The organism is Cellulophaga tyrosinoxydans (assembly GCF_900176415.1).
Lineage (GTDB): Bacteria > Bacteroidota > Bacteroidia > Flavobacteriales > Flavobacteriaceae > Cellulophaga > Cellulophaga tyrosinoxydans.
Genome location: NZ_FWXO01000004.1, coordinates 54107 through 70923, shown reverse-complemented (window position 1 = coordinate 70923; position 16817 = coordinate 54107). Strand labels below are relative to the sequence as shown.

The 16817-nt window shown below is 33.1% G+C and carries 15 protein-coding genes; 8 read left to right on the top strand and 7 right to left on the bottom strand.

Translation table 11 applies throughout. The annotated features are described in order from the left end of the window. Positions 1 to 44 precede the first annotated feature (44 nt). From B8963_RS11805 to B8963_RS11795, 3 genes are read left to right on the top strand one after another with little or no spacing between them, the layout of a single operon-like run. Entirely contained in the window at positions 45 to 977 is a 933-nt protein-coding gene (locus B8963_RS11805) for a DUF1835 domain-containing protein (protein ID WP_084061737.1), read from the top strand. A 1-nt stretch (position 978) separates the two neighbouring features. Next, complete coding sequence (locus tag B8963_RS11800) at positions 979 to 1854, top strand: nucleoside phosphorylase (protein WP_084061736.1); 876 nt, start codon at positions 979 to 981, stop codon at positions 1852 to 1854. Continuing rightward, positions 1851 to 2705 (top strand): substrate-binding domain-containing protein, encoded by an 855-nt coding sequence (locus tag B8963_RS11795; RefSeq protein WP_084061735.1) that lies wholly within the window; start codon positions 1851 to 1853, stop codon positions 2703 to 2705. Before B8963_RS11800 ends, B8963_RS11795 begins: the two co-directional genes overlap by 4 nt. Before the next feature lie 3 nt (positions 2706 to 2708). On the opposite strand, the gene B8963_RS11790 is transcribed toward B8963_RS11795, so the two are convergent. The 3 genes from B8963_RS11790 to B8963_RS11780 form a co-directional block, all read right to left on the bottom strand. Then, positions 2709 to 3110 carry a response regulator gene (locus B8963_RS11790; RefSeq protein WP_084061734.1) on the bottom strand — a complete coding sequence of 134 codons (402 nt, stop codon included), beginning with the start codon at positions 3108 to 3110 and terminating at the stop codon, positions 2709 to 2711. A 185-nt stretch (positions 3111 to 3295) separates the two neighbouring features. Beyond that, positions 3296 to 3961, bottom strand: coding sequence for a uracil-DNA glycosylase (locus tag B8963_RS11785; protein ID WP_084061733.1), 666 nt, complete (start codon positions 3959 to 3961; stop codon positions 3296 to 3298). A gap of 71 nt (positions 3962 to 4032) precedes the next feature. After that, positions 4033 to 5082 carry a DUF6340 family protein gene (locus B8963_RS11780; protein WP_084061732.1) on the bottom strand — a complete coding sequence of 350 codons (1050 nt, stop codon included), beginning with the start codon at positions 5080 to 5082 and terminating at the stop codon, positions 4033 to 4035. A gap of 189 nt (positions 5083 to 5271) precedes the next feature. Between B8963_RS11780 and B8963_RS11775 the strand changes: the two genes are divergently transcribed. The 3 genes from B8963_RS11775 to B8963_RS11765 all read left to right on the top strand — a co-directional run bounded on the left by B8963_RS11775 (position 5272) and on the right by B8963_RS11765 (position 10165). Further along, positions 5272 to 7443 carry an endonuclease MutS2 gene (locus B8963_RS11775; RefSeq protein WP_084061731.1) on the top strand — a complete coding sequence of 724 codons (2172 nt, stop codon included), beginning with the start codon at positions 5272 to 5274 and terminating at the stop codon, positions 7441 to 7443. Between the two features lie 138 nt (positions 7444 to 7581). Next, positions 7582 to 7995 carry a thiol-disulfide oxidoreductase DCC family protein gene (locus B8963_RS11770; RefSeq protein ID WP_084061730.1) on the top strand — a complete coding sequence of 138 codons (414 nt, stop codon included), beginning with the start codon at positions 7582 to 7584 and terminating at the stop codon, positions 7993 to 7995. A gap of 118 nt (positions 7996 to 8113) precedes the next feature. After that, positions 8114 to 10165: a DUF4139 domain-containing protein gene (locus B8963_RS11765; RefSeq protein WP_084061729.1), complete on the top strand. Its 2052-nt coding sequence runs from the start codon at positions 8114 to 8116 to the stop codon at positions 10163 to 10165. An 8-nt stretch (positions 10166 to 10173) separates the two neighbouring features. Here B8963_RS11765 and B8963_RS11760 read toward each other — a convergent pair whose 3' ends face one another. From B8963_RS11760 to aroC, 4 genes are all read right to left on the bottom strand, one after another. Further along, positions 10174 to 11343, bottom strand: coding sequence for a peptidase MATCAP family protein (locus B8963_RS11760; RefSeq protein WP_084061728.1), 1170 nt, complete (start codon positions 11341 to 11343; stop codon positions 10174 to 10176). A gap of 50 nt (positions 11344 to 11393) precedes the next feature. Further along, entirely contained in the window at positions 11394 to 12695 is a 1302-nt protein-coding gene (locus B8963_RS11755; RefSeq protein ID WP_084061727.1) for a dicarboxylate/amino acid:cation symporter, read from the bottom strand. Between the two features lie 149 nt (positions 12696 to 12844). Then, on the bottom strand, positions 12845 to 14146 hold the full coding sequence (locus B8963_RS11750; protein WP_084061726.1) for a dicarboxylate/amino acid:cation symporter: 1302 nt from the start codon (positions 14144 to 14146) through the stop codon (positions 12845 to 12847). Between the two features lie 58 nt (positions 14147 to 14204). Further along, on the bottom strand, positions 14205 to 15269 hold the full coding sequence (aroC, locus tag B8963_RS11745) for a chorismate synthase (RefSeq protein WP_084061725.1): 1065 nt from the start codon (positions 15267 to 15269) through the stop codon (positions 14205 to 14207). Positions 15270 to 15461: 192 nt separating this feature from the next. On the opposite strand from aroC, the gene B8963_RS11740 reads away from it, so the two are divergent. Both B8963_RS11740 and B8963_RS11735 read left to right on the top strand, forming a co-directional pair. Further along, positions 15462 to 16331, top strand: a complete 870-nt coding sequence (locus tag B8963_RS11740; RefSeq protein WP_084061724.1) for a UDP-2,3-diacylglucosamine diphosphatase — start codon at positions 15462 to 15464, stop codon at positions 16329 to 16331. A 144-nt stretch (positions 16332 to 16475) separates the two neighbouring features. Beyond that, entirely contained in the window at positions 16476 to 16805 is a 330-nt protein-coding gene (locus B8963_RS11735; protein WP_084061723.1) for a hypothetical protein, read from the top strand. The last annotated feature ends 12 nt before the right edge of the window (positions 16806 to 16817 follow it).

Sequence of the window (16817 nt, the reverse complement as noted above, 5' to 3'; positions counted from 1 at the left end):
AATTTGTAGTACTTTTATTCACCTTAATTTAAAATATCACCTAAATGAGTTCCCTACTTCACATTACAAACGGAGATAATTTTACCGAAAAACTAAAAACTTTAAATCTGCCAGGCGATATTATCACCTGGAGAGAAATGCTTTGCGAAGGTAAAACAGAAACCAATGTGGGTAGTGAATCCTTTTGGAAAACTCGTTTCGATTTTTTAAACAAGAATTATAAAGTATCAAAATCTATTTTTATAGAAAAAACCCTAAAAGAGTACAGATCATTATGCAATCATAAAAAGCAAGATGAAATTATTCTTTGGTTTGAATACGATTTATTTTGCCAAATAAATATGTTGGCAGTAATCAGCTGGTTAAAAACGCATAGAAAATATGCGCAAATCTCTTTAGTATGTAGTGGTAAAGAAGATGACAGTAATACCTTATACGCTCTAAATGATTTAAGCGATGATCAGTTGCAAAAATTGTATAAGAATAAAACTATACTAACTCAAGATGACATAGAATTTGCAGACTACGTTTGGCAATTGTATTGTAGTGACAACCCAATTAGATTAGAAAATGTATCTGATTTTAGCAATTATCATTTTAAGTATTTAGGGGATAGTATACAAGCACATTTACATAGATTTCCTTCCATAAAGAATGGTTTGAATGATATGGAAACTAATATTTTAAATGTTGCCATGAACCATAAACCAGGTTCCAAAGGAGAGTTTATTAGTACCTTACTTAAGAATCAAGGAATTTTAGGTTTTGGTGACAGTCAATATCAAAGAGCCTTAGGAAGATTAAAACCGTTGTTCTCTTCATTTAATCCAGTAAGACTTACCCAAACAGGAAAATCTATTTTAAAAGGCGAAACTAGTTATTATTCATGTATTCAAGAGAATGATGTGTATTTAGGTGGCGCTTTAAAATATAACTTCTTATATAATTCAAATACCAATAGAATTTTAAAATTGTAGCATGCAGCTAGAGCCCTCAGAGCTTATTTTAAATGCAGATAATAGCATTTACCACCTTAATTTATTACCAGAAGATTTAGCAGAAACCATTATAACGGTTGGAGATCCAGATCGGGTCGCCGAAGTGTCTAAATATTTTGACGTAATTGAACTAAAAAAAGGCAAACGCGAATTTCATACGCATACAGGTGTATTAAATGGTAAACGAATATCGGTGATTTCGACAGGTATTGGGACTGATAATATAGATATTGTTTTAAACGAACTTGATGCCTTATTAAATATTGATTTTACGTCGAGAACAATCAATAGGACTAAAAAGAAATTAGATATTATACGTATTGGCACTTCAGGAGCCATACAACCAGACATTCCAATAGATTCTTTTCTATTAAGCAAACAAGCCATAGGTTTTGATAGTTTACTTCGTTTTTACAATGCGGAACATATATTAAATGATACGCTTCAGAATGAATTTATGAAGCATACAAACTGGTCAAAATATAAATCTGTACCCTATGTAGTTACTTGCGATGACAATTTAGCACAAAGGCTGTTCAATAATTCGCTTAACAATGGTTTTACAGCTACTAATGTTGGTTTTTACGGTCCACAAGGAAGAAAATTACGCTTGCAAACTCAAGATGATTCGCTAAATTCTAAACTCTCTTCTTTTGATTATAGAGGATTGAAAATTACCAATTTAGAAATGGAAACTGCAGGAATATATGGGCTCGCAAGGCTTTTGGGACATAGCGCCATTAGTTTAAATTGTATTTTGGCAAACAGAAGTACTGGTGAGTTCTCCAAAGATCCCTTAAAATCTATTGATCTTTTAATACAGTTAACCCTGGAAAAATTAACATCTGGAAAATGAAAAAGGTTAGAATAATAGGTGTTCCAGAACATTTTAATCTTCCTTGGCATATGGCTATTGAAGAAAATGCTTTTAAAGAAAGAGGAATTGATTTAGAATGGACAGATATTCCGGAGGGAACGGGAAGAATGTGTCAATTACTAGAAAATAATGAAACCGATTTAGCAATAATTTTAACTGAAGGTATTGTAAAAAGTATCACCGAAGGAAATCCTTCAAAAATTGTTCAAGAATATATAGCAACACCATTGTTATGGGGTATACATGTTGCAGCTAATAGCAACTATAAAGTTATATCTGATCTCGAAAACACCAAAGCTGCAATTAGTCGTTTTGGAAGTGGAAGCCATCTTATGGCCTATGTAAATGCTAAGAATCAATCTTGGAAAATAAATGAAGATTCGTTTAAAGTTATAAATAATTTAGAGGGTGCTGTTCAAGCACTTACGAATAAAGAGGCGGATTATTTTATGTGGGAACGTTTTACCACAAAACCATTGGTAGATAATGGTACATTTAGACGTATTACTGACTGCCCTACTCCTTGGCCATGCTTTGTTATTGCAGCAACAGATGCAATTATAGCTGAAAAGTCTAGTGTTTTACAGCATATTTTAGAGGTGATAAATACCTATACCTCCGAATTTAAAACGATACCTAGTATAGACAAAACGCTAGCGAATGCCTACGGTCAAAAATTGATTGATATACAAGAATGGTTGAGTTTAACCCGTTGGAGTCAGTCTAAATTAAGCGCAACTACCCTTACAAATATTCAGAATACGCTTTTAGATTTAAATTTGATAACTACAAAACTTAAGGCCGATACTATTTTGTATTCGGCTAAGTAAATTTTAAAGGAAGTATTCGTTTAATAAGGTGCTAAATTTTTCATCGGACATTGGTTTTTGAAAATATTCTTTAATATCCTGGTTTTTATTAGCTCTAATTAAATCTTTTTCATCTTCACTTACGGTGGTCATTACAATAACGCAATTGTTTTTTATAGAAGGAGATAATTTTTTATAGTTATCTAAAAAAGTCCAACCATTCATAACCGGCATGTTAATATCTAACGTAATAAGGCAAGGGAAAAAATCTGGATCACCGATAGATTCTTCTAAAATTTCTAGCGCTTCGGCTCCGTTTAAAGCTTTGTAAACATCAACATCTATATCTAGTTTTTTTATAAAAACACTATTTATAAAGTTTGTTGATTCGTCATCGTCTACAAGTAAAATAGATTTCACATTCATATTAAGGCCTATTATGGTTAGTTTTGGATAATAATGTGTAATGTGCCTCAATTGAGGTCTGGTAACCTAATGCTATCATTGTAAAAAATCTATTTGTTTATAATGGTTTAGGTTTTCTTAAAAATAGCGAAAATAAATAATTTAACTAGCCCCTCAAAAAAAAACTTAAGCTCAATTTACTATTTTTACCACATAATCTTGGAATTGCCTGTTTTTTCTAGCAGATAATTCGCACGGCTAAAATGCTTATTTCCAAACCAATATCCCCTATTCGCACTTAAAGGAGAGGGATGTCCTGAAGAAAGTATATGGTGTTTTTCCGTATCAATTAATTTTATTTTTTTTTTAGCATAACCTCCCCATAGCATAAAAATAACAGCATTCTTTTCTGAAGAGATTTTTTTAATTACCGCATCGGTAAATTGTTCCCAACCTTTTTTTTGATGACTACCAGCTTCATGAGCTCTAACGGTTAAGGTTGCATTTAAAAGCAGGACACCTTGTTGTGCCCATCGTTCTAAATCCCCGCTTTCTGGGTAATTAGTGCCTAAATCAAGTGATATTTCTTTAAAAATGTTTTGTAATGACGGTGGGTGCGGCACCGTATTTTTTACTGAAAAACACAGTCCGTTTGCTTGATTAGGGCCGTGATATGGATCTTGCCCAAGTATTACCACTCTGGTATCTTGAAAAGAACAAGCATTAAATGCAGCGAAAACAGAAGACATTTCGGGATAGCACGTATGCATTGCGTATTCCTTTTCTACAAAATCCATTAAATCAAGAAAGTATGGCTTTTCAAACTCCTCTTTTAATGTATTTTTCCAACTTTCTTGAATAGTTAACTCCATTATTTTTGAATTACAATCTTTCAAAAATAATTAAAATAAAACCGATTCTTAAAAAAGGTATTTATAGTGTATTAGCGAGAAAGCTGTTGTTCTAAAATTTGATTTTGTTGTTGTCTGTATTTTAATATGTTAACATATTCCAATGCTAATTTATTTTTGTAGTCAGAATAGGCCTTAGATGCATAACTAATAGCCTGATCTAAATCACCATTTATTTCGCTACTAATAGCCATGTTGTAATACGCACGACCCAAAACTTTGGCATCAGAACTATTTAATTCTTGTTTCCATAGGTCAGCAGCTCCAGACCAATCGCCAGTTAAAGCACGTCTTTGTGCTATTTTAAAGTTATCTGACCCAGTTATATAATATTCTCTTGAAATTCGAACATTGTTAGGTATATATCTTGTAGCGTAGGCAATCCCAACATTTTGACTGTATTCTTGAATAGTTTCATTTCGGCGTTTTACTGCTTCAACAGCTTTAATAGGGTTTATGCCTTGGCCCGTAAACGCCATATTTTTATTATAAATGTACTCATCTATTACTAATTTTGTCTGTGGATCATATAAGCGCCATCCACAAGTAACAAAAGTATTTAGGGTAACTTCTTGTGCAGGAACACTAACTTTTACACCTAGATTATTTTCTACTGGCATTGTGGTTACTTTGAAAGAAGTTTTTGTATCTGTATCATAAAATGCTAAAGAAAAAATAACATCTACATTATTTTCCACACATAATTTTTCAATAATATCCCAAGATAATTTTGCTGGTAAAACAGCTAATCCGCTCTTTACTTCTTCAACATCTTGAATTATTTTAATTTCTTCAAAATTTTTGATAACACTTAGTTCGGCAGCCAAAGAAGAAATTGCTGCTTCAGCTCCTTTTTTATCTAGATTTAATCCTTCTGCAGATAGAATTTGATCTATTTTATCTAATGCGTTATTATTTTTTGTTGGAGTACTTCTATTGATAATTCCTACCCTAGTAATTTCTGGTGAAAGATATACTTTCGCCGGATTGGTTACCCCCATGGTCATTCTATTTGTAGAACTACACGAAGAAACAACAATGGCAATACTTAAATAAAAAAATATTTTAATTTGGGTTTTCATAAGGGACAAATTCAGGTTGAATACTCTTGTTAATGCATAAAACAGCTAAATAAGAACGTTCTAAACATTAATTTGTTGTGAACTAGCTCGAATTTTCACTACTGAGAAGCTTCAATTATATTATTTTTATTAGATAATTAAAAATGATGTTCCTGTGGAATATTTTTTTCAATGTATCTTTGAATCGCTATGAATAAGATTAATGAAAAAACATTAAAGGATTTAGAATTTAATACTGTTTTAAATCAGATTTCTGCTCGCTGTAATACAGAATTGGGTAAAGAAATAGCTTTGCAAATTGTTCCTTTAAACTCAAAGGAGGCAATTGTCATGAATTTAGGGCAAACCTCTGAGTATGTATCCTCATTTACTAATGATAACAGAATACCTAATCATGGTTTTGACGCCATCAATCAAGAGCTTAAATTATTAAAAATTGAAAATGCTACGATTGAAATAGCGGGATTCAGAAAAATTGGAAATATTTGTAGTACTGTAAATGTGCTAAAAAAGTTTTTCAAAAAATTTAAGGACTATTATCCCTTACTTTTTGAGGCATCTGAAGTAGTAGAACTTAATTTAGAAATTCCCATTCAGATTGATGCCGTTATAGATCGTTTTGGAGAAATAAAAGATAATGCATCTGATAATTTACGATTAATTCGTTCTGAAATTAATCAAGTAAAAAGTAAAATTAACCAGAGTTTTGGAAGGGCTTTATCGACCTATCAATCATCAGATTTTTTAGATGAAATTAGAGAATCTGTTGTAGATAATCGTCGTGTATTAGCAGTAAAATCTATGCACCGAAAGAAGGTGAAAGGAGCAGTAATGGGTACTTCTAAAACAGGAAGTATAGTATATATTGAGCCAGAAGCTGCATTACAATTTAGTCGACAATTAAACAATCTTGAGTTTGACGAACGAGAAGAAGTACAACGTATTTTAAAGGCTTTAACAGCGCATATACAACCCTATATTCCTGAGCTTGCTGCCTATCAACATTTTTTAGCACATATAGATATTACTGCTGCTAAGGCAAAGTATGCATCAGAAATGAATGCAATTATGCCAGAAATTAGTGAAACTAAGGAGTTGTATTTGCGTGATGCTTATCATCCACTACTCTATTTAACTAACAAAAGAAAAAACGAAAAGACCTTTCCGCAAACTATAGCATTGCATGAAGAAAACAGAATTATCGTTATTTCTGGACCTAATGCAGGAGGTAAAAGTATTACGCTAAAAACTTTAGGAATTCTTCAAATAATGCTACAAAGTGGATTATTAATTCCAGTCCACGAGCGTAGCAAAGTCTGTTTGTTTAATAGAATCTTGACAGATATTGGTGACAACCAATCTATTGAAAATCATTTAAGTACGTATAGTTATCGGTTGAAAAACATGAACTATTTTTTACGTAAATGCGATGACAAAACCTTGTTTTTAATTGATGAATTTGGAACAGGTAGTGATCCTGAATTAGGAGGCGCCTTAGCAGAAATTTTTCTTGAAGTATTTTATGAGCGTGGGTCGTATGGAGTAATTACTACACACTACTCCAATTTAAAATTATTGGCTAATGAGTTGCCGCACGCTACGAATGCTAATATGCTTTTTGATGCTAAAACACTAGAGCCTACTTATCAGTTAGTTTTAGGTCAGGCAGGTAGCTCATTTACTTTTGAGGTGGCTCAAAAAAACGGAATACCTTTTAGTTTAATAAATCGCGCTAAAAAGAAGATTGAGAGCGGTAAAGTGCGTTTTGATGCTACTATTGCCAAACTACAGAAAGAGCGAAGCACTATGGCTAAAACCGGCTCTAAGTTAAAAGAAGAAGAGTCTAAGGCACGTGGTGAAGCACAACGTCTAGAAGAATTAAATTCTAAAGTAAAATCTAAATTAGAAAATTATCAAGAATTATACGATTCTAGTCAGCGTATGATTTATTTGGGTAATAAGTTGAACGATGCTGCATTAAAGTATTTTCAAGACAAAAAGAAACGTCCTTTAGTTTCAGAATTGTTGCGTATTGTAGAAACTGAGAATAGCAAGCGTAAGAAAAAATCGGCTCAAGAGGTGAAAATTGAAAAGGCCAAAAAAGTTGCCGTTGAAAAAGAGGTAATTAAAAAGGTTGAAGTGATCCGAGAAGAGAAGAAGAAGGAGAAAAAAGTAAAAGCAATTGTTGAAAAGAACAAGCCTAAACCAGTCTTTAAACTTGGCGATCGGGTCCGTATGATCGATGGTAAAGCCATTGGAACAATAGATAAATTAGAAAAAAATAAGGCTGTGGTTAATTACGGTATGTTTACAACAAATGTGAGTATTAGTCAATTAGAATTGGTTGAGGCTAAGAAATAAAGTAGAATTTAACTTGGGCAATTGCCAGGTCTAGTTTAACCCAAGGTAACTTCAACCAAAATTTAAGGTATTTGAAACATTTTTTAGATAGCTAATTTGCCATGACGTATCTTTGTATAGTAGTATTAGAATTTAAGTATGACTTCAACTAAATCGCATAAAATTATTCTTTTTGATGGTGTTTGCAATCTTTGTAATTCATCAATACAACTGGTAATAAAGCATGATAAGAATGATATGTATCGTTTTGCAGCTTTGCAAAGTGAAACAGGAAAAAAAATGACTGCGGAACGTAATATTGATACTTCACAAGTGGATTCTATTATTTTAATAGAGCCTGGTATTGCCTATTATACTAAGTCTACTGCCGCTCTTAAAGTTGGAAAAACATTTGGAGGTTTATGGTCGCTCTTAGCAGTTTTTGAATGGTTGCCAGAGGGTTTTAGAAATATGGTTTATGATTATATTGCCAAAAATCGCTATAAGTGGTATGGTAAAAAAGATGCGTGCATGATCCCGACTCCTGAATTAAGAGCTAAATTTTTAGATTAAAAAACACTACAAGTACAAAATTGATTAGTTGCCTCACTCAAACTTAGCGTTTACTAATTCATTGTTTTATTTGCTGTAATGTCGTCTTAGGTTTATACAAATTCTAAACCAACTTAAGATGAAAAAATGTATCGCATTACTCGTGTTTTTACCCTTTTTAGTTTTTGGAGCTGATAAATTACCTTCAAAAATTAAGTCAGTTACCGTTTATTTAAATAGCGCTGAAATTATTAGAACTGCCAGTTTTGAGCTAAAAGAAGGCAGTACGGAGTACACCTTTTCGGGTTTATCTTCAAAAATTGATGAAAATAGCATTCAAATTTCTGGTTTACAAGCTGCTTCGGTCTTAGCTATTTCTTATGATATTAATTATCTAGACAAAAGTATTTCTAATGAAGAGGCCGAAACTTTAACCAAAAAAATAGAAGCAATTGAGCTAGAAGTGGCATTGTTCAAAAATATAATTTTTGGATTGCAAGAAGAGGAAAGTGTTATCAATACCAATAGAATGGTAAGTACAGATAACCAATCGTTAGAATTGGAAAAAGTAAAGCAGATCAGCACCTACTATAGAGAACGTATTACGGCTATTAAAAATGAAATTTTTAGAACTAATCTAAAAATCAATGTTTTAAATGAAGATATTCTAAATTTAAAAAAGCAATTTGCAGATAAAAATAGTACACCTTCTATTCCAAAGGGAGAAATAACTATAAAGTTTGATTCGCCAATTGCTACAAAACTAACCTTAGAACTAAAGTATACCGTACAAGAAGCAGGATGGATTCCGAATTACGATATAAAATCTAATAAGTTAAACGATCCGTTAAAACTAACTTATAAGGCGCATGTGTACCAAAACACAGGTGTAAATTGGGATAATGTTTCTTTGGTTTTATCCACAGGTAATCCTAATATATTTACGGTAAAGCCTGAGTTAACAACAGATTACCTAAACTTTGGTCAAAGAAAATCATACAGTACTCAAGTAAAGAAATCAAAATATAATTATAACCCTTCGGTACGAACGGTAACGGGTATAGTTACCGATGCTAACGGTGAACCATTGCCAGGTTGTAATGTTATGGTAAAAGGAACTAATACGGGCACACAAACCGATTTTGATGGGAGATACACTTTGCAGGTTGGAAACGGACAAGAATTGAGTTTTTCATATATTGGCTTCCAGTCCAATGAAATTCCTATATATTCCTCAGTGATGAATACAAGGTTAGATGAAGATATTTCTTCTTTAGAAGAGGTGGTGGTTTCTGGGTATGGAACTACAAATAGTGATTTTTCTAGAGCACTAGCTGGTCGTGTAGCGGGTGTTCAAATAAGAGGTGTTTCTAGTGTTAAGGCAAATTATAAAGTTGAAGAAACTCAACCCCTCTATATTATTGATGGTGTTCCTGTGGAAAATTTTGTGGAAGGTGATTTGGATGTGAATGAAATACAAAACATAGAAATACTAAAAGAAGAAGCAGCAACTGCTATTTATGGCAGTAGAGCAGCCAACGGAATTATCTTAATAACCACTAAAAAAAGCAGCTCAGAGGATGCCGTTACTAGCACTCAATTTCAAATTAAAAAGCCATACTCTATTGCATCTAATGGTGATATTACCGCAATAGAAATAAACACGTACCAATTGGATGCTAAATATGAATTCTTTGCGGCACCAATAATTAATGAAAACGTATTTTTAACAGCTACTTTCACAGATTGGGAAAAGTTAAATTTAATTCCTGGAGAAGCTAATATCTATTTTAATGGCGGATACGCAGGCAAAACTGCAATAGACCCTTATGCTGTAAAGAAAGAAATGACCATTTCTTTAGGTATTGATGATGGAATTACTGTAACCAGAAAACAAGACAAAAACTTTAAGAGCAAATCGTTTACTGGGAATAATCGCATTGTAGACAGGACATATAATATTGAAATCAAAAACAATAAAACTACCAATATTAATCTTGTTCTGATGGATCGTATTCCTGTGTCTCAAAACAAGGAAATTAAAGTAGATGATATTATTACCAATAATGCAGCTTACGATAAGGAAAAAGGCTTACTGACATGGAAAATGAATTTAAAAAGTCAACAAGAAGCAAAAGAATCATTTTCATTTCAAGTAAAATACCCAAAAGGGAGAAGCATAACTTTGTAAAGTTAGCTTTATTTTAAATGATTTAGAATAAAATCTAAGGTTTTATTCTCATTCTTGTTTTGAATGTAAGCACTGTTTTTGTGTGTAATCGGATTGGCGAGGCCTAATTTTTGAAGATGAACTATATCAGCTTCATAATCCATGGTAACCTTGCCGGTTAATAAATTGTCCATAGACTCTCCTCTTTGGTGTCTTTTAAATATTTTTCTTAATCCACTTAAATACAGTCTGTCTTTCGTAAATCCACCGCCTCTATGCACGCGCATAGTTATGGAAAAAGCATCGTTTCTATTAAGTTTATAGGTACCATGGATGAGATCAAAGGTGTCCGAAAAGCTATAACCTTTAATTAAACTATCAGACGCTAAAACTCTGTAAGCTAAAGTTTTAAGTCTGTTTAATGTTAATGCGCCACTCATATACTCACTGAAAACTGCTAAACCTTCTTGTGTCTCTACATTACGAGGGAAACCATTGGAAAATATCTTCAAAGGTTGCTCTATTCCATTGTAAGTGGTTACCAAATGGACCCCTATTTCATGGTTTGCAAGTGTTAACAATTGATTTTTACTAAACTTGGTATTCTTCTTAATCAATAAAGTTTGAGTGCTGTTGCTAACCATTGCATCTGCAGCTATTGCGGTAGATAATTTTATATTTAAAGGAAAATTGTATTGTTTAGAAAACTCCTCAAAATAATTCTTTGCATCTTCAGGGGAGTAAATTTTATCCATATCCGCTCCACCTGGCTCATCTGAATGATGTAAAATAAATTGTGCATTCTGAACATCTTTCTCTGTAGGGGTTCCGTAAACTCTCAGAGAATTGTAATGAAATTTCTTAGGTTCTCCTATGGTTTGTATACATTGAACCATGTTGGAATAATAGTATATGATATCCTGATAAAGTTTTTGTACTTGTTGGTCTGTGATGCGCTCCAAACGTTGTGAAAAAAACATCCGATGTAATTTATACGGATGAAATTTTATTTTAGGATATTTTAATACAGGATCTTTGGTGTATTTTGAAGCAAAAAATTGCTGTTTTTCTTTCTCAGCATTTAGCGGATTTAAATAACTCAATAATTCAATTTTCTTTACGAGGCGGTCTAAATTTGAATCTATATCAAACAAATTACCGTATTCGTTTTCTAAATCTTTGAAATTATTTGTCGCCATAAAAATGCTTTTAAAAACGTCGCAAGTTAATGAATCTAGATTAGTCAGTACTAACGTTTCTTGGCTTTTGTATAGTCTATTTTACCTACAGATTTAGCAACTAGTAAACTTACCATGGCATCTCCAGTAATGTTAATGATAGTTCTGCACATGTCTAACGGCCTATCCACAGCAAAAATTAATGCTAATCCAATTGCCAGTTTATCCGAAGGAAAACCAATAGATTCTAAGACAATCACTAACATCACCATTCCTGCTCCAGGTACCGCGGCGGAACCAATTGATGCTAATAAAGAAGTCAATACAATCATTAATTGATCTTGCAGATCTAATGGAAAACCTAAGGCTTGAGAAATAAACACTGCAGCTACTCCTTGGTATAAGCTTGTTCCGTCCATATTTACCGTTGCGCCAACGGGCAATACAAAGCTAGATACTTCTTGGTCTACTCCTATTTCTTCTTCAACAATACGCATGTTTACAGGTAACGTTGCTGCACTACTGCTAGTTGAAAATGCTAGTAGTTGCGCAGGAATCATTTTTTTTAGAAACCAAAATGGATGTATTTTTACAACAAAAGCGATGACAAGGGCATAAAAAACCATCATTAAAAATAATCCTAATAAGACAACACCAGCGTACTTTAATAAGGCATATAGCAAATCCGGATCACCAGAACTTACCACAACATTAGCAAGCAAAGCAAATACTGCAATTGGGGCGGTATACATGATTAAATCTACCATTTTTAAAACCGCATCATTAAGTGAATCAAACACATTTTTTAAGGGTCTGGCTTTTTCTTCTCCAATAAGCAGCATAGATATCCCTAAAAAAACAGTAAAGAAAATCACCTGCAACATAAGCTTGTTATTGCCCAATGCCGTAAAGATGTTATCTGGCACCATATCCATTAAAAACTGTAAGGGTCCTATGTTTTTTTGTTGGGAGGCTTCAGCAATTTTTGATTGTACACCGGCATCTGAGACATAAGTACTCGTTAATTTTTCAATGGTTTCTGGGGAGATTCCAACCCCTGGATTAAAAATATTTACAACCACCAAACCAATAGTTATAGCGATAATGGTAGTGGTAATAAAAATCAGCATGGTTCTTAGGCCTATATTCTTGAACTTAGATATATCTTTTAAGTCTGAAATACCCTTAATTAATGATGCTAGGATTAAGGGGATGGCGATAAGTTTCAATAAATTAATGAATATTACCCCAAAAGGATTAACCCAATTTTTAATAATTACATTACCTCCAGTAACATGGAGCATAAAAAAACCAAACAGTATTCCCAATACCATTCCGAATAAAATCTGCCAATGCAATGCTAATTTTTTCATGAAAAACCCAATACTTAGTTAAACCAAAGAGCTGTAAAAAATCCTTGCTAATGTATTCTAAGAATTGATTGATTTTACAAAAAGGTATAAAAAAAATTAGGACCCAATAATGAGTCCTAAAGAATGAATATTTTAACGGTTAGTTGGCCTTATTTTTTGTAATTATCGTCCCATTTTTTTTCAACGGGATCATGTAATTTATCTACTGATTTGGCTACCATCATAGATACTGCTGCGTCACCTGTGACATTCACAACGGTTCTACACATATCCAATGGTCTATCTACCGCAAAGATTAAGGCAAGGCCAGCTTCAGGTATTCCTGCTTGAGAAAGTACAATTACAAGCATAACCATTCCAGCACCTGGTACTGCGGCGCTACCAATTGATGCTAAGGTGGCAGTAACAATAATGCCTAGTTGTGCAGCTAAATCTAAATTCATCCCAAAAGCTTGGGCAATAAATATTGCAGCTACTGCTTGGTATAAACTGGTGCCATCCATATTTATAGTAGCACCTATTGGCAATACAAAACTGGTTACCTCTTCGTCAACACCAAGGTGTTCCTCTGTGCGTTCCATAGTTACAGGTAATGTTGCGGCACTAGAGCTTGTTGAAAAAGCTAATAGTTGCGCTGGAGAAATGCCTTTTAAGAAAAATGAGGGTGATTTTTTTGTAAAAATCCATACCAAACTCATATATACTCCGATCATTAAAATTAAACCTAGAATTACACAAAGCGCATACCAACCTAGTGCTTTAAATAGATCTAGACTGGGAGATTCTACAACAAGAGCAGCTAACAATGCAAATACGCCATATGGCGCGGCTAACATGATTAAATCTATAAGTTTAAGAATGACTTCATTAAACCCGTCAAAGAATTTTTTTACAGGAGAAGACTGTTCTTCTGGTATTAATATAAGACCAATACCGAAGAAAATAGCAAAGAAAATTACTTGTAACATATTGCCATTATCGCTTGCTGCTGCAAAAATATTACTTGGTACTATATCTTCTAAAGCCTGCAATGGTCCAGCTTCTTTTTGTTTGTTTGCTTGGGCAATTCTAGAATCTGCATCACCTTTATAGTTTTCTACAAGTGTAGCGCGAGTTTCTTCTGAAATTGATTTTCCTGGCTTTACAATATTTACAACTGTAAGTCCAATGGATACAGCGATTACTGTGGTAACGATATAAATTCCAATGGTACGGCCACCCATTTTAGACAGCTTGGAGATATCCTTTAAATCTGAAATTCCTTTTATTAACGAGGCAAGAATTAATGGAACCGCGATTAGTTTAAGAGAATTGATAAAAATGTTTCCAAAAGGCTTAATCCAATCAGATACAAATTTTGATCCCCATTCAAACTGTACCATTAAAAAAGCAAATAAAACTCCGGCTAGCATACCGATTAAAATTTGCCAATGCAATTCTAGCTTCTTCATAAAAAATAATTTAGGCTAGTAAGATACTCTTTTGAGTAGAAAAATACCAATAGGTTTACTATAATTTTATTGTTCTATTTAGTAAAGTGAAGTCAGCCAAGACTATAGCTGCCATTGCTTCTACAATAGGAACAGCCCTTGGAACAACGCATGGATCATGGCGTCCTTTACCTTGAGTTTTAATCATATTCCCTTCTTTGTCAATAGTTTCGTATGGCTGGATAACGGTAGCAACGGGTTTAAAGGCCACATTAAAGTAAATATCCATACCATTAGATATGCCACCTTGTATTCCACCGCTTTGATTTGTTTTGGTGGTGCCATCTGAATTAAACTGATCGTTATGCTGACTTCCTTTCATTGCAACACCATCAAAACCACTACCATATTCAAACCCTTTAACGGCGTTTATAGATAACATTGCCTTGCCTAATTCTGCATGAAGTTTATCAAAAACAGGTTCTCCTAATCCTACAGGTACGTTTTGAATAACACAAGTTACAACGCCACCAATGGTGTCGCCTTCTTTACGAATTTCTTTTATATAATCTTCCATTTTGCCTGCTGTCTCAGGATCTGGACAACGAACAGGGTTGCTTTCAATTAAAGAAAAATCTAATTCAGTATATGATTTGTTAAGTTTTAAGTCGCCAACTTGAGAAACAAAGGCGTTAATTTTAATATTTTTTAAAAATTGTTTGGCAATTGCTCCAGCAACTACCCTACTTGCTGTTTCACGGGCAGAACTTCTTCCGCCACCACGATAATCTCTAAAGCCATATTTTTGATCGTACACATAATCAGCATGCGATGGACGGTAGGAATCTTTAATGTGTGTATAATCGTGCGATTTTTGGTTGGTGTTATGGATTGCAAAACCAATTGGTGTACCCGTAGTTTTACCTTCAAAAATCCCAGAATAAAATTCAACCGTATCTGGTTCTTTTCGTTGGGTTACGATTGCAGATTGTCCTGGTTTACGACGATCTAATTCGTTCTGAATTTGTTCAAAATCTAGGGTAATACCAGCAGGGCAACCATCTAGAACACCACCAATTGCCACACCATGTGATTCTCCAAAAGTGGAAAGTTTAAATATTGATCCGTACGTATTTCCTGCCATTAGTATCTAAATTTTAACAATTTCAAAGGTAATTCTAAATTCATATAAACCAAAACTTAAACCGCGCTTAATGTAGAATTTACTTTGTAATGAACCACATAATATATATTTAACATTTAACTGATATAATGTTGATTTTCAATTGATGATAGCTTGACGCTAGTGGGTTTATTTTTGTAAAAACATATTGATTTGAAAAAAAGAAAAGTAGACGTTGTTGTCATTTCAGATGTGCATTTAGGGACTTATGGTTGTCATGCCGATGAACTTATCGCGTATTTGAGTAGCATACAGCCCCAAAAACTAATTCTTAATGGTGATATTATTGATATTTGGCAATTTAGTAAACGCTATTTCCCTCCATCACATTTAAAGGTTTTAAAAAAAATTATAGGTATGGCTTCTAATGGAACAGAAGTAACCTATATTACTGGGAACCATGATGAAATGCTACGTAAATTTAGTGATACATCTATAGGATATGTGAGTATTGTAGACAAACTGGTCCTAGATTTAAATGGAAAAAAGAACTGGTTTTTTCATGGCGATGTGTTTGATGCTTCCATTCAAAATGCCAAGTGGTTAGCTAAGCTTGGAGGTTATGGATATGATATGTTAATACTGATAAACCGTTTTATAAATTGGTTTTTAGAACGCTTAGGGAAAGAAAAGTATTCGTTATCAAAACGCATTAAAAACAGTGTAAAAGGAGCAGTTAAATATATTAATGACTTTGAAAAAACGGCTGCTGATTTAGCTATTGAAAATGGGTACGACTATGTCATATGCGGACATATTCATCAACCAAAAAAAGAAGTTTATGAAAATAAATATGGCCAGTGTACCTACTTAAATTCAGGGGATTGGGTAGAAAATTTAACCGCTTTGGAGTATTCTTTTAAACGTTGGAAAGTTTACCATTATAATAATGATAAACTTTCGCCATTTTATGTTGATGAGGATTTAAAAGAATTGGATATTAACCAATTAATTGCGTCTATTACTTTTAAAAAAGACAAAGAAAAGGATTCAAACTCTATTGAAGATTACTCGCAAGAGTAAGAATTATTTCACTTTCAAAATTAAAAGATTTAGTTTTTTAATTTAAAGGATGGTTTAATTAATTTCATGTTAATAGATTTTTTTTAGGACTCAATTAAATAATATTTATTTAAGTTTGTTCTTTGATTTTCTACAAGAAGATAAATGGAGTTTAAAAAACAGTTTGGTAAAAGCATTTTGGGGCTATTGCTTTTTGCAATTTTTCTTATGCCTACTGTTATCCAATTTTCGCATGTTCTTGAAGGGCATAAACACACTATTTGCACTGATAATAGCACCCATATCGATGCTAAAGTAACCAAATGTGAAATTTGCGATTTTCACTTTGTGGTTTTTAATTACGAGATCATTCGTTTTCCTGAATTAATAATTTCAGTACCACCTAGGCATATTGAAACAAATATTGTTTCAATCAATTTCAAATCATTTAACTTAACTCACAAGCAATTACGTGCACCACCAAAAAATTCTTAAGTAAGAACAAAG

What these genes read in the sequence shown, in the direction of transcription:
- B8963_RS11805 (WP_084061737.1), top strand. Translation starts at nt 45, where the DNA reads ATGAGTTCCCTACTTCACATTACAAACGGAGATAATTTTACCGAAAAA.
- B8963_RS11800 (WP_084061736.1), top strand. Translation starts at nt 979, where the DNA reads ATGCAGCTAGAGCCCTCAGAGCTTATTTTAAATGCAGATAATAGCATT.
- B8963_RS11795 (WP_084061735.1), top strand. Translation starts at nt 1,851, where the DNA reads ATGAAAAAGGTTAGAATAATAGGTGTTCCAGAACATTTTAATCTTCCT.
- B8963_RS11790 (WP_084061734.1), bottom strand. Translation starts at nt 3,110, where the DNA reads ATGAATGTGAAATCTATTTTACTTGTAGACGATGACGAATCAACAAAC.
- B8963_RS11785 (WP_084061733.1), bottom strand. Translation starts at nt 3,961, where the DNA reads ATGGAGTTAACTATTCAAGAAAGTTGGAAAAATACATTAAAAGAGGAG.
- B8963_RS11780 (WP_084061732.1), bottom strand. Translation starts at nt 5,082, where the DNA reads ATGAAAACCCAAATTAAAATATTTTTTTATTTAAGTATTGCCATTGTT.
- B8963_RS11775 (WP_084061731.1), top strand. Translation starts at nt 5,272, where the DNA reads ATGAATAAGATTAATGAAAAAACATTAAAGGATTTAGAATTTAATACT.
- B8963_RS11770 (WP_084061730.1), top strand. Translation starts at nt 7,582, where the DNA reads ATGACTTCAACTAAATCGCATAAAATTATTCTTTTTGATGGTGTTTGC.
- B8963_RS11765 (WP_084061729.1), top strand. Translation starts at nt 8,114, where the DNA reads ATGAAAAAATGTATCGCATTACTCGTGTTTTTACCCTTTTTAGTTTTT.
- B8963_RS11760 (WP_084061728.1), bottom strand. Translation starts at nt 11,343, where the DNA reads ATGGCGACAAATAATTTCAAAGATTTAGAAAACGAATACGGTAATTTG.
- B8963_RS11755 (WP_084061727.1), bottom strand. Translation starts at nt 12,695, where the DNA reads ATGAAAAAATTAGCATTGCATTGGCAGATTTTATTCGGAATGGTATTG.
- B8963_RS11750 (WP_084061726.1), bottom strand. Translation starts at nt 14,146, where the DNA reads ATGAAGAAGCTAGAATTGCATTGGCAAATTTTAATCGGTATGCTAGCC.
- aroC (WP_084061725.1), bottom strand. Translation starts at nt 15,269, where the DNA reads ATGGCAGGAAATACGTACGGATCAATATTTAAACTTTCCACTTTTGGA.
- B8963_RS11735 (WP_084061723.1), top strand. Translation starts at nt 16,476, where the DNA reads ATGGAGTTTAAAAAACAGTTTGGTAAAAGCATTTTGGGGCTATTGCTT.